Origin of the sequence: Bacillus marasmi (assembly GCF_902168435.1) — a bacterium.
GTDB lineage: Bacteria > Bacillota > Bacilli > Bacillales > Cytobacillaceae > Bacillus_BU > Bacillus_BU marasmi.
In genome coordinates this window covers 159,127-171,718 of the sequence record NZ_LR656174.1, presented here as the reverse complement: position 1 = coordinate 171,718, position 12,592 = coordinate 159,127, and the positions used below count along the sequence as shown (strand labels likewise).

15 protein-coding genes are annotated in these 12,592 nt (G+C 36.8%); 13 read left to right on the top strand and 2 right to left on the bottom strand.

What is annotated here, in order from left to right; genetic code table 11:
- Window positions 1-69 precede the first annotated feature (69 nt).
- Window positions 70-1,623, bottom strand: a complete 1,554-nt coding sequence (locus FXW34_RS15545) for an ABC-F family ATP-binding cassette domain-containing protein (RefSeq protein WP_147534920.1) — start codon at window positions 1,621-1,623, stop codon at window positions 70-72.
- A gap of 285 nt (window positions 1,624-1,908) precedes the next feature.
- Between FXW34_RS15545 and FXW34_RS15540 the strand changes: the two genes are divergently transcribed.
- From FXW34_RS15540 to FXW34_RS15500, 9 genes are all read left to right on the top strand, one after another.
- Window positions 1,909-2,874 (top strand): tRNA dihydrouridine synthase, encoded by a 966-nt coding sequence (locus FXW34_RS15540; RefSeq protein ID WP_147534952.1) that lies wholly within the window; start codon window positions 1,909-1,911, stop codon window positions 2,872-2,874.
- Between the two features lie 217 nt (window positions 2,875-3,091).
- A complete protein-coding gene (locus FXW34_RS15535; RefSeq protein WP_147534919.1) occupies window positions 3,092-3,937 on the top strand; it encodes a hypothetical protein in 846 nt (281 codons plus the stop codon).
- A gap of 67 nt (window positions 3,938-4,004) precedes the next feature.
- Window positions 4,005-4,226 (top strand): YozE family protein, encoded by a 222-nt coding sequence (locus tag FXW34_RS15530; RefSeq protein ID WP_147534918.1) that lies wholly within the window; start codon window positions 4,005-4,007, stop codon window positions 4,224-4,226.
- A 120-nt stretch (window positions 4,227-4,346) separates the two neighbouring features.
- Window positions 4,347-5,042 carry a hypothetical protein gene (locus FXW34_RS15525; protein ID WP_147534917.1) on the top strand — a complete coding sequence of 232 codons (696 nt, stop codon included), beginning with the start codon at window positions 4,347-4,349 and terminating at the stop codon, window positions 5,040-5,042.
- Between the two features lie 180 nt (window positions 5,043-5,222).
- Window positions 5,223-5,396 (top strand): YozD family protein, encoded by a 174-nt coding sequence (locus tag FXW34_RS15520; RefSeq protein WP_147534916.1) that lies wholly within the window; start codon window positions 5,223-5,225, stop codon window positions 5,394-5,396.
- 140 nt (window positions 5,397-5,536) lie between these two features.
- A complete protein-coding gene (locus FXW34_RS15515; RefSeq protein ID WP_147534915.1) occupies window positions 5,537-5,731 on the top strand; it encodes a hypothetical protein in 195 nt (64 codons plus the stop codon).
- Window positions 5,732-5,757: 26 nt separating this feature from the next.
- Complete coding sequence (locus FXW34_RS15510; RefSeq protein ID WP_147534914.1) at window positions 5,758-6,555, top strand: serine/threonine protein kinase; 798 nt, start codon at window positions 5,758-5,760, stop codon at window positions 6,553-6,555.
- A gap of 18 nt (window positions 6,556-6,573) precedes the next feature.
- Window positions 6,574-7,344 (top strand): sporulation protein, encoded by a 771-nt coding sequence (locus FXW34_RS15505; RefSeq protein ID WP_147534913.1) that lies wholly within the window; start codon window positions 6,574-6,576, stop codon window positions 7,342-7,344.
- Between the two features lie 217 nt (window positions 7,345-7,561).
- Window positions 7,562-7,870, top strand: a complete 309-nt coding sequence (locus FXW34_RS15500) for a YodL domain-containing protein (protein WP_147534912.1) — start codon at window positions 7,562-7,564, stop codon at window positions 7,868-7,870.
- A gap of 77 nt (window positions 7,871-7,947) precedes the next feature.
- Here the strand turns inward: FXW34_RS15500 and FXW34_RS23580 are convergent, their stop codons facing one another.
- Window positions 7,948-8,079 carry a hypothetical protein gene (locus FXW34_RS23580; protein ID WP_281292939.1) on the bottom strand — a complete coding sequence of 44 codons (132 nt, stop codon included), beginning with the start codon at window positions 8,077-8,079 and terminating at the stop codon, window positions 7,948-7,950.
- Between the two features lie 144 nt (window positions 8,080-8,223).
- Between FXW34_RS23580 and deoD the strand changes: the two genes are divergently transcribed.
- The 4 genes from deoD to FXW34_RS15480 all read left to right on the top strand — a co-directional run bounded on the left by deoD (window position 8,224) and on the right by FXW34_RS15480 (window position 12,521).
- Window positions 8,224-8,928 (top strand): purine-nucleoside phosphorylase, encoded by a 705-nt coding sequence (gene deoD / locus FXW34_RS15495; RefSeq protein WP_147534911.1) that lies wholly within the window; start codon window positions 8,224-8,226, stop codon window positions 8,926-8,928.
- 152 nt (window positions 8,929-9,080) lie between these two features.
- A complete protein-coding gene (locus FXW34_RS15490; protein WP_147534910.1) occupies window positions 9,081-9,890 on the top strand; it encodes a M15 family metallopeptidase in 810 nt (269 codons plus the stop codon).
- 135 nt (window positions 9,891-10,025) lie between these two features.
- The gene (locus tag FXW34_RS15485) at window positions 10,026-11,540 is read left to right on the top strand and encodes a lmo1851 family serine protease (RefSeq protein ID WP_483964278.1); all 1,515 of its coding nucleotides are present in this window, start codon (window positions 10,026-10,028) and stop codon (window positions 11,538-11,540) included.
- Between the two features lie 138 nt (window positions 11,541-11,678).
- Window positions 11,679-12,521 carry a hypothetical protein gene (locus FXW34_RS15480; RefSeq protein ID WP_147534909.1) on the top strand — a complete coding sequence of 281 codons (843 nt, stop codon included), beginning with the start codon at window positions 11,679-11,681 and terminating at the stop codon, window positions 12,519-12,521.
- The last annotated feature ends 71 nt before the right edge of the window (window positions 12,522-12,592 follow it).

Genomic DNA, 12,592 nt, shown 5'->3' with positions numbered 1-12,592 from the left:
TTATTTTTAAAGAAAAGATAAAAATGGGGACCCAAGTGAAAATAAATTCATTGAGCCCCTTCATCTTAATTAATACACTTTCGTAGTCCAATCCTCACAATTCCAAATATCAGTGGCAATTTCACGATAGAAATCAGGTTCGTGGGATACCATCAAGATACTTCCGCGATAGGCTTTTAAGGCACGCTTCAATTCTTCTTTTGCGTCCACATCCAAGTGGTTGGTAGGTTCGTCTAAAATTAATATATTTGTTTCTGTGTTTAAAATTTTACACAATCGAACTTTGGCTTTTTCGCCACCAGAAAGGACTTCAATTTTACTTTCAATATGTTTCGTTGTTAATCCACATTTTGCAAGAGCTGCACGAACTTCAGCCTGATTCATACTAGGGAACTCGCTCCAAATCTCTTCAATGCAAGTGTTGTAGTTGGATTGCTTCACTTCCTGCTCGAAGTAACCGATATATTGATAGTCACCACGTTCCACTTTACCGGAAATAGGATTAATCAACCCAAGAATACTTTTTAAAAGAGTAGACTTACCAATACCGTTTGCACCGACGAATGCTATTTTTTGTCCGCGCTCCATTTTCAAATTTAGTGGGCGTGAAAGTGGTTCATTGTAACCAATAACAAGATCTTCAGTCTCAAAAATCCAACGACTAGATGAACGAGCTTCTTTGAAGTTAAACTCTGGTTTCGGCCGCTCTTTCCCTAATTCAATAACTTCCATTTTGTCGAGCTTCTTTTGACGAGACATCGCCATATTACGAGTCGCAACACTAGCTTTGTTACGAGCAACGAAATCTTTCAAATCAGCAATTTCTTGTTGTTGACGCTTGTAGGCAGACTCTAGCTGCTGCTTTTTCATTTCATATATTTTTAAGAAGTTATCATAATCACCAGCATAGCGATTCAACTCTTGGTTTTCCATGTGATAGATCAAGTTAACAACACTGTTCAAGAATGGAATATCATGCGAAATCAGGATAAATGCATTCTCATATTCCTGCAGGTAGCGCTTCAACCATTCGATATGTTGTTCATCCAAATAGTTCGTAGGCTCGTCTAGTAAAAGGATTTCTGGCTTTTCTAGCAAAAGCTTAGCTAGCAAAACTTTCGTACGTTGCCCACCGCTTAGGTCAGCAACATCTCGATCGAGACCAACTTCGTCTAATCCTAGACCACGAGCTACTTCCTCAACTTTTGAATTAATTTGATAGAAATCATTATGATCTAAAGTTTCTTGTAGCTCGCCAACTTCTGCAAGCAGTGCATCGATATCAGCGCCCTCATCACCCATTTTTGCATAAAGTTCGTTGATTTCTGACTCAGCATCAAATAGATATTGAAAAGCAGTACTTAAAGCCTCGCGCATAGTTGTACCTTTTTGAAGTACAGCGTGCTGATCTAAATAACCGACACGTACCTTTCTTGACCATTCAATTTTTCCCTCGTCGGGTTGGAGCTTCCCAGTAACAATATTCATGAAAGTAGACTTACCTTCACCGTTTGCCCCAACTAGGCCAACGTGTTCTCCTTTTAAAAGGCGAAAAGACACATTATTAAAAATCGCACGATCACCGAAACCGTGACTTAAATTTTGTACGTTTAATACACTCATTTTTTTAACCCCTTATCTAATGTCACATGATGATATCTTACTAGATTTAGACTAGATTTTCTACTTGAAGTTATTTCTTGTGAAAAATGTAAGAAATGGTTGAATTTTTACTAAAATTTATAATGTCACCAGTGAGACCCGCAATCGAGGTAAACATTTCCGATTAGATTGATAAAAAGTGCTCAAAAATGGTATAAGTGTAAAAGAAGTAGGAACCATTTTTCGTTTTTATTTTAGGGTAAGTGGTTGGCAATAAACCCGTATTGAGAGGATTTGAAATTGAAAATGAACGAAAATTTTTGGCGTGATTTACCACGACCATTCTTTATACTGGCACCAATGGAAGATGTGACGGATGTTGTATTTCGTCATGTGGTGAGTAGAGCTGCCAGACCTGATGTGTTTTTTACGGAATTTACAAATAGCGAAAGTTATTGTCATCCAGATGGGATTAAAAGTGTGCGTGGCCGTTTAGCATTTACTGAGGATGAGCAGCCCATTGTCGCTCATATCTGGGGGGACAAGCCAGAAAACTTTCAAAAAATGAGCGTTGGTATGGCAGAACTAGGATTCAAGGGTGTGGATATCAATATGGGTTGTCCTGTACCTAATGTTGCAGACCATGGGAAGGGAAGCGGATTGATTCGCCGTCCGGACGTTGCAAGCGAGTTAATACAGGCAGCAAAAGCAGGAGGTTTACCTGTCAGTGTGAAAACAAGACTCGGATACGCAGAAATAGACGAATGGCGCGATTGGCTTTCACACATTTTGAAACAAGACATCGCAAATTTATCCGTTCACCTCCGTACCAGGGAAGAAATGAGCAAAGTATCAGCTCACTGGGACCTTATCCCAGAGATTAAAAAACTTCGAGACGAAGTAGCACCTGATACACTTTTGACCATCAATGGGGATATTCCTGACCGCCAAACTGGCTTGAAGCTCGCCAGTCAGTATGGGGTTGATGGAATTATGATTGGACGTGGTATTTTCAATAATCCATTTGCCTTTGAAAAGGAGCCAAAAGATCATAGCAGTAAGGAATTACTCGATTTATTAAGATTGCATCTAGATCTTCATGATCATTACTCAAATTTAGAACTGCGTTCCTTTAAGGCTCTTCACCGCTTTTTTAAGATATATGTCAAAGGTTTTCGAGGAGCGAGTGAATTAAGAAACCACCTGATGAGCACTGAGTCAACCGATGAAGTGCGTGAATTGCTCGATAACTTTCCTTCAAAAATGTTTTAGTAGCATGGAGGACTGTGGATGTGGCCAATATCAAGCTATAAGTAAAGTAGGATAAGTCAAGGTTCCTAAAAAGTTGCAACTAGTATTAAAAAGATATACGTGGGTAGGGAGCCATCATAGTGGAAATAATGAAGGGGAGATGGATGAGAAAGAATTTTATTTTTAATATTATCTAGAAAGCCCGGTTGTAGTGGGACAAAATGATTCGAGGTGCATCATGCCGAATTTATTGTGGTTCATATGTTTGGCTGTGATTGGAATAGTAACCACTGCTTGTGCAATTTATATAAAAAGAGATGTGTACAAAGTTTCTACACTATTGGTGTTTTTCATGTTCACAGCAAGCTACACATGGATTGGTGAATTTGTTGTGCTTGGTCTCTTCGATGCATATGCATATAAAACTGGAATATTCGATAATATTTGGGCTCAGAACTTGCTAGGCCACTTAATTCTCAATACTACTCTTTATCCTGCAACTGCAGTTGTGATGGTGGCGTTTTCACTCCGTTACGGATGGATTTCGTTTGTGGCTGCAAGTTTTAGCCTTACAGAGTTTGTTTTTGTCAAACTGAATTTATACGAGCAGCATTGGTGGAAGTATTACATGACGCCCTTGGTCGTTTTTATCTTTTTGTCACTAACAAGAAAATGGTTTAACAAAATGGAACATGGATTAAGTGGAGCTACAAGGTCGATAACGTTCTTCTTTGTAGCACTGTTGATTATTCATACGCCAGCCCCCATCTTACTGCTAATGGGAAAGCAATTTTATCAACTAAATTGGCTTAGTGATTTAGTTGGTGATCGCTATTTAACAAGTATTATTATCATTTTCTTCTATCATTTGATTGAAGCTTTAATTTTGGTATTATTCATTTGTGTTTTGAAAAAGCGATTTTTATGGATATTCCCGGTCATTATTTCCATTTCGGTTCAGTACATTTTTTTGAAAATGGATATTTTAGTACTGAAAGATGGTTGGGAATTTGTTTACACCTTGTTTATGTATGAAGCATTTATTACATTGTTTATTTTGGTTGAAAAATTCACCTTAAAATAGGAAAACAAAACGTTATAATGAGTAATCATAATAAAAATAAATAACAATGGACGAAAAAGGAGAAGGTATGGCAAAATCGTTTTATCATTTTTTGATGAAGTTCAGGCATCCAAAACCAAAAGACCCCATTGGTCACTTTGCTAATGATGCTTATCAGGATCATAGTTTTCCGAAAACCTCATCAGATTATCATGAAATAAGCGTATATTTAGAGTTAAACGGACATTATTTGAAAAGTTTATCCACCTTTGATGAAGCGTGGGATTTATATGATGACACTGAGAGATAGGGACAACCTGTCTCTTTCTTTTTTTATTTTGTCCAATTTACTTTTCGCGGTGCCTTTTCAATTGCAAGTGCATATAATATCGTAAATATTTCACGGCTCATCATTGAGAGGATGGAGGAAATGAATAAACGGAAAAAACCGAAGTACAAAATCGGTGATATAGTCGTGATCACAATATATGGTACTACTGGTAAAGTCACAGATGTCAAATGGCTTGATGGAATGTATGTGTATGAGATTGATAATAGCGAAGGTCTATATTTTGAAAATAAGCTGGAATTGCTCTCCGAGTACGAAGGAGAATTGGTAGAAAAAGAACATATCGACATTGAATATCGCTTCTTTTTTGGTGACCTAGTTCAAGTGAAGGGCTATGGAGCAGAATTATTTAAAGTAGTTGGATTTCGAACAGAAATTTGGCGTTATAAGGAAAATGCATGGGAAGATGTTATCTATGAGCTTGCGCGAATTAAGGACGGGGAATGGTTAGAGGCAGGCGAAGAAGAGCTAATACTAGTGGCAGATGCAGAAACGGCAGATTTGTTTCTTCAGAAACTCGGGCTGCTGTTCTTAGCTAACAAACCACAAGCGCTCCTCAATCTTCCGGAACCAAAAAGCCCGATTCGAAATCGAGAGCGGGAAGAGTTGAATAGAAAAATGGATAAGAAGGAATATATTGATTTTTTATTAGATGTATATAATGATTATCGTCTCCTATACGATTTATTCCATGATGAGGAATACAAACAGGTAATGAAAGTTGTCTTGAAGAAGCTGTCATCAGCCGTCAATGGCGATGAAATTAATCACTCATGAATAAATACTCTTTCTAAATTTTTTCCCACCTTCTTTGATCCCCCGAACATTTAACAATTTCATGAAAAAGAAATAGACCGATCGATATTAAAGTTTTAAACATATATAAGTGGAACAACCCAATAAAAAGGTTATGAAATGCTAAGGCCGCTCATACATTCCTATAAAGGGGGCGATACTGTGAGAGAAATTGAAGTATTCATTGACACGGAAGAAATTGCAGAATTTTTCTTTCATGAGCTTTTGAAACGGGGATACGTTCCCGCAGAAGAAGAACTGGAGGAATTAGCGGATATTACCTTTGAGTACTTAGTTGAAAAGAGTATCATTGATGAGGAAGTATCAGAAGATTGACATAGATGACAAAATGACGAGTGACGTGAAACTCGTCATTTTTGCGTGCGAAAATAATCGTTAACTTAATACGGAAAATTGAAACTTTTTTAAAATGGTTATCGTATAATCAAGTTAGGAAGGCTAGAGGAGGAAGGAAAATGTTAAAAAAACTTTTGAAATCTATTTTAGGTAGTGCGTTGAATAAGAAACATCATCAACATTACAAACACTATAGCAGTAGTGACGCATGGAAAAAGGGCTATAAATATCAAAATCATTCTCATTATGGTCACCATCATTATAAGAAAAAACATAAGAGTTTTTCTAGTTTTGGTAGCTTTTTTAGCAGCTAATATGTTAAGAAAGCTGGACGGATAATATGTGGAAGGCATTTGTACTTACCATTTCAAATTTAATCGAAAAACCATTTTCAAACGGTATTGTTATTGATGAGCGATATAAGATTATTGCTCACCTAGGAAGTGGCAGCTACGGACATAGTTATCTTGTCTTTGATTCTATCCGACAAGAAAAAGTCGTTCTTAAAACGTTAAGATGGCACAAACGTTTGACCCAAAATGGGAGAAATGGATTTTTCAAAGAAATCTTGTTTTTAAAGGAAATTAACTCTCCGTTTTTCCCTAAATTATACGACAGCGGAACGGTTAAAAGCACGCCATATTTTATAATGGAGTTCATACAAGGAAAAAACTTTGAACAGCTTATTTTTGAAGAAGGAATAGTGTTTGACGAAAGAGAATCATTTGTTTTAGGAAATGAATTACTTGAAATTATTGCATTCTTACAAGAGATAAGTATTGTTCACCGTGACATACGTATTCCTAATATTATGTGGGATGGGAAACAAATTAAAGTAATCGATTTAGGACTTGCTGAAAAGGTAAACATAAATCAGACAGAAAAAAAAGAGAAATCAAGGCACCCACGTAAGCAAATTGATTATAAAAGTGATTACTACGGACTAGGGCACTTTTTATTATTTCTTTTGTATTCTGGTTATACACCACCCGAGAATGGCCAAGAAAAAAGTTGGGAAGAGGAATTAAGTTTATCTCCTGAAGCTAAAATGGTCATTAAGAAGCTACTTCAATCTGCACCGCCGTATGACACTATTGAACAAATACAACTTGACTTGAAAAAAATGATCGATTCATAATTGAAAGGATGGAAGAAAATGTCATTATTTAACAAAGTATTCGCCAGTATCGGAATTGGTTCCGCAACAGTTGATACAAAATTAGAGCGAGACACTCTCATTCCTGGTGAAGCAGTAAAAGGTATTGTTGATGTCCGCGGTGGCAGTGTAGAGCAGCAAATTGATGCCATTTATCTGTCAGTTTACACTACTTACTTAAAGGAATCAGATGAACGTAAGTACACAGTTAATGCAATGATTGATCAAGTTCGATTAAATGAACCATTTGTTATTAAACCGCAGGAAACAAAGCAAATACCTTTTTCATTTCAATTGCCACTTGATACACCAATTACGTTAGGTAGAACAAAAATATGGGTAGCGACAGGCTTAGATATTAAAAATGCAGTCGATCCAACGGATAAGGATTTTATTAAGGTAATCCCTAATCAATTAACAGATGCGGTATTGAAAGCAGTTAATGATTTAGGGTTCCGTCTCCGAGAAGTGGAATGCGAAGAAGCTCCATATCGGATTCGCAAGCGTCTTCCGTTTGTTCAGGAGTTTGAATTTGTTCCGATTACAGGTAACTATCGAGGAAAACTAGATGAGTTAGAAATTGTTTTCTTCCCGAGTTCAAGTACTATTACGGATATTTACATGCAAGTAGATCGCAAAGCACGCGGTTTAGGCGGATTCTTATCTGAAGCACTAGAAATGGACGAAAGTCATGTCCATTTTACGGTCAGTTCAGGAGACTTACCTACCTTGCGCGAAAAAATTAATTCAGTCATTCAAAAATTTGCATAGTGTTAAAGAGTGGGTAACCACTCTTTTTTTGTTGCATTTGAGCAGAAATTATTAGTGCTGTCGAAAACTCTTGGTGTAACCGACAAAATAACAAGATTTCCGATGAAGGATTCGACAAGCAAAATGCTTAATAAGTTATTAATCATTTGATTGAATTCCGAGATATTTCCATCCCGATGTCAGTTATTGGGAAATCTATTGTTTAGGGGGAGTCGAAATGATTATGGTATTAGTAGGGAAGCGCAAGAAAAAATTTGATGTAACCCTCTACCAAACTCCAGTATTCAGACAGAAAAAAGGGTATGAGGAAGTGTACCGACTATTTGTTGAAGAAGTAAACCATATGGAATGTTTAGATAGTATTTTTAAAATTTTTAATGTGCCTGATTTAATTCCGAATGATTATAATGGCAGATATGTTGGTACTGGTGATATAATCTCAATCGAAGAAGGACGAAATGGGCAATCTTTTTACCAATTGCAATCAGGTGGCTGGATGAAAATTAACCGTATACGCTTACGTTAAGAAGAGGAAGGTCGTGTACCCCCTCTTCTTTATGTTGGAATCTCTCGTACATAAACAAGATAAACACTGAATCGTAATTATGTTTTGTTTTTCCGATTCCCAGCGCTAAACTCTTTACTATGCGCCTCTTGCTCTGCAATGATGGCTTCAGGCGGAATGTGATTATTCTTTTTAGGTGAATTGATTCGACTTCGATGTTTTTTACCCACGAAAGTACCTCCTTAATTTCTTTCTAACGCTTTTTTAGTTTTTCCTCAAGATTTAATTATCATGAACAATTTGACGATTTTTCTATTGTAAATAGAATGTGTTATAGTTTGATTGTTACTAGGAAAAGAAATGGAGGAACTTTAATGAGTATTCATATTGCTGCAAAAGAAAATGAAATTGCTGAAACTGTTCTTTTACCTGGCGATCCGCTTCGGGCAAAATATATTGCGGAAACCTTTCTTGAAAATGCTAAATGCTATAATGAAGTTCGAAATATGTTTGGATACACAGGTACATATAAAGGTAAAAGGATTTCAGTTCAAGGTACTGGCATGGGGGTGCCATCCATATCCATTTACATTACAGAATTGATGCAAAGCTATAACGTACAAAATTTAATCCGAGTTGGTACATGTGGTGCTATTCAACAGGATGTTAAGGTCAGGGATGTTATCTTAGCTATGAGTGCATCCACTGATTCACAAATGAACCGTCTTACCTTCGGGGCAGTAGATTATGCTCCAACAGCAGATTTTGGACTTCTAAAAAATGCTTATGATGCAGGGGTTCAAAAAGGATTAAATCTAAAGGTAGGGAATGTTTTTACAGCTGACATATTTTACAATGAAAATGCAGAACATGAAAAATGGGCAAAGTACAAAATTTTGGCAATCGAAATGGAGACGGCAGCGCTTTATACACTTGCTGCGAAGTTTTCTCGTAAAGCACTTTCAGTTCTAACTGTAAGTGATCATATTTTAACAGGTGAAGAAACAACTGCTGAAGAACGGCAAACGACCTTCAACGAAATGATTGAAGTTGCACTTGAAGCAACCATTCACGAATGATAAATAATTACTTTTTACAAAGGTACTTGAACCTGTTCAGGTACCTTTGTTCTTTTTTGTAGTATTTTGCTGATTTTCCGTTACTAATGGTTGTTTCGTGGTAAAATATTTAATATTGTAATGAAAATTATCATTATAGGATTGGTGGACATATGAAAAGATTGCATTTTCAGATTGGTGTTTGTTTGATTCTATTAACTGGATGCAGTCAAATTGATACTTTCATTAAAAAGGTTCCGTTTATAAATCATTCAGATCAAAATGGATCAACCCAATCAAATAAAGAGGATCGTATATCTGGAGTTTCTAATTTTCAGCTAACCCTCGAAGATAATTACTTTAATCAGATTGAAAAGGTAGATGGAAAAAGCGTAATTCAAAATCCAATGAACATCCTAGTTTTGGTAAACAAACAGTTTGCATTACCAGCTCATTATGAACCAAAAGATTTAATCAGACCAAAAGTCCGTTTTTCTTTTGGTAATAAACATCTCGAGAAAAGTTATTTGCGTAAAGAGGCTGCGCATGAACTTGAAAACATGTTTTTGCAGGCAAAAAAATCAGGAATTGAGTTAATTGCGGTATCTGGTTATCGGTCATTTGATCGCCAAAAAGAAATATATTCTGCCGAGGTAAACAAGGTTGGGAAAGCTCTAGCAGTTCAGGTTGTGGCTGTTCCAGGTAATAGCGAGCATCAAACTGGATTATCGATGGATATTTCATGCGAAAGTATTAATAACTCTTTAACTGAGAAGTTTAATGAAACGAAAGAGGGCAAGTGGTTGACAGAAAATGCACATCGTTTCGGATATATTCTTCGCTACCCTAAAGGGAAAGATGAAATCACAGGCTACAAATTTGAGCCTTGGCATTATCGTTATGTTGGAAAAAAAGCAGCAACATTAATCTTTGATAACAATTTGACCCTAGAAGAGTATTTCCATGTCGTAAAAAAAATCTAAATTAACCGTGTGATTGAGGCAGCAGATATTATTGTGTACACAGGATTTCTTTGTCTTATACGTTTCAGAAATGGTATGGTTAGAAAGAGAATTAGCAATTAGATCATTATTGGAATGATGAAAGTGGTGAGAGGCTTGGAACAAAAAGAATTAGACCAACAAAAATTAGAACCAAATCAACATGAGCAACAACAAGAACAACAACAAAAAAGTGAACATCCTGCAGGTTTTATTCGAATGAAAAAATTCCATTTTGCAATGTTATTATTAATTCTTGTGTTTTTAACGGCGGGTATTACAACATTTGCTTTAGCCTTTGGTGATGAAAAAGTGGTATCGCCTGTTATGAACGAACGCCAGGAATTTGATAAGCTTTATTCCGTATTTGATACAATCAAAAGGGATTATTTTAAGGATGTTAAGGATTCGAAATTAATTAATGGTGCTATTGATGGAATGATGAATGCGCTAGATGACCCATATTCTGATTATATGGATATCGATGAAACCAATAAATTTCACAAAAGCATCTCGTCAACCTTTGAAGGGATTGGCGCTGAAATATCTGAACAAGACGGTCATATTGTCATCGTTACACCAATTAAGGGGTCTCCTGCTGAAAAAGCTGGATTAAAACCAAATGATAAAGTCATCACGGTTGATGGAAAAAGTCTACAAGGAATGAATACAACTGAAGCGGTATCACTTATACGTGGAGAAAAGGGAACAAAGGTGGAGTTAGCAATTCTACGTCCAGGTGTTGATGAACCTTTTAACGTATCGATTATTCGTGATACGATTCCGTTGCAAACGGTGTATGGTGAAATGGTGGAAGGTGAAGCAGGAATTGCAAAGGTTCATATTTCCTCATTCTCAACGAATACGACTGAGGAATTAACTCAAGTTTTACAGGACCTAAAGGGACAAGGTATGAAAGGTCTAATTCTTGACCTAAGACAAAACCCAGGTGGTTTGCTGGATCAGGCTATTAATATATCCAGCATGTTTGTTCCTAAAGGAAAACCAATTTTTAAAGTGGAAAATCGCAAAGGTGAAATTGAAGAATATAAATCAAACAATCAAGGGGATGCTTCTACAACGCCGCTTGTCGTCTTAATCGATAAAGGTAGTGCGAGTGCATCGGAAATTTTTGCGGCAGCTGTTAGTGAATCTGCGGGGGTACCATTAATTGGACAAACCTCATTTGGTAAAGGAACAGTCCAAAGAGCGCAGGATCTTCCAGATGGCTCTAATATTAAATTTACAACTGAAAAATGGTTAACACCTAAAGGGAATTGGATTCATAAAAAAGGGGTTAAGCCTAATTATGAGGTGGCTCTCCCGGAACATGCATCACTTCAATTTCTGGATCCTGAAAAGGAATGGAAGCTTTCTTCAGCCTCAAGCGATGTGAAAAACGCCCAAAAAATGTTGAAGGCAATCGGTTATGACCCAGGACGCGAGGACGGTTATTTTGATGAAAAAACTGAAGCTGCTATTCAAGCATTGCAGAAAGATGCTGGGCTAGAGACGAACGGTGTTCTTACCGGAGCAACTTCAATGACATTAATGACGCGATTAAGCGATACAATCAAAAATAATGACCCACAGGTTCAAAAAGCAATAGAAATCTTAAAAACTAAAATGTAATATCAGAAACCTCTCTACATGTGGAGAGGTTTTTTTGCTCTAAACGTAGCAAAGGCTTATGCGTTTCCTGTGCATGTTTTTTTTACCCAACGGAAAAACTTAAATATCGTCAAAATTTATGAAACAGAGTGGGGAAAAATGAACATAAAAAGATGGATCATTAGTGTTTGCATAACTGTGAGTTTAACGATTGTCCTAATGGGTTTTTTTTCCCCAGAGAAGAGTTACGCTGCTACCGGATACAGATTGCAAACCTGGGAAAAAGTAAATCAACTTCTTCCTAAGTATAGTAAGTTTACCGTAATTGACTTGGAAACAGGTCAAAAGTTTCGAGTTCAGCGGCGCGCGGGAAGTCGACATGCAGATGTACAGCCTTTAACGAGTGGTGATACAAAAATTATGAAGAAAATTTATCACGGAAAATGGAGTTGGAGAAGACGAGCAATTTTAGTTGTGGATGGTAAAAAGAAAATCCCTGCATCTATGCATGGGATGCCGCATGGTGCTGGAGCGCTCCAAAATAATTTTCCGGGGCATTTTTGTATACATTTTTACGGAAGTACGACACATCGAACTAATCATATGGATTTATCACATAAATTAATGATATTAAAAGCAGCTGGAAGATTAGAGGAGCATTTAGCTAAGCCAAATCCATACGAGGTTGTAAATGCATTTATCGCAGGCTTGAAGGAGCAAGATGAAACGCTTGTGTCACTTGTCGCGCTGCAAAAAATGAATTGGCTGGATTTGTTAGGCAAGATTGAGGCGGTTCGTATCAGCAACATGACCGTCCTTCCTTTAGAAGACCTAAGTTCCGAAATAAATTTATCGATTCCCATTCATGTCGAATTGTACATAAAAGATCAAGGCTTGAAGCAATTCCGAGGCAATATCGAAGTAGTACGCTTCTCGCAATTTGATGCATGGAAAGTAGATTGCACTGAATTTCTTAATAAAAATGGGCTTACGTCATCATAATAAATTGTAATGGCTTAGGTGGAGAACCTGAGCTATTTTTGTGAAAAAATTAAGAAGTTTAATATCTTTGC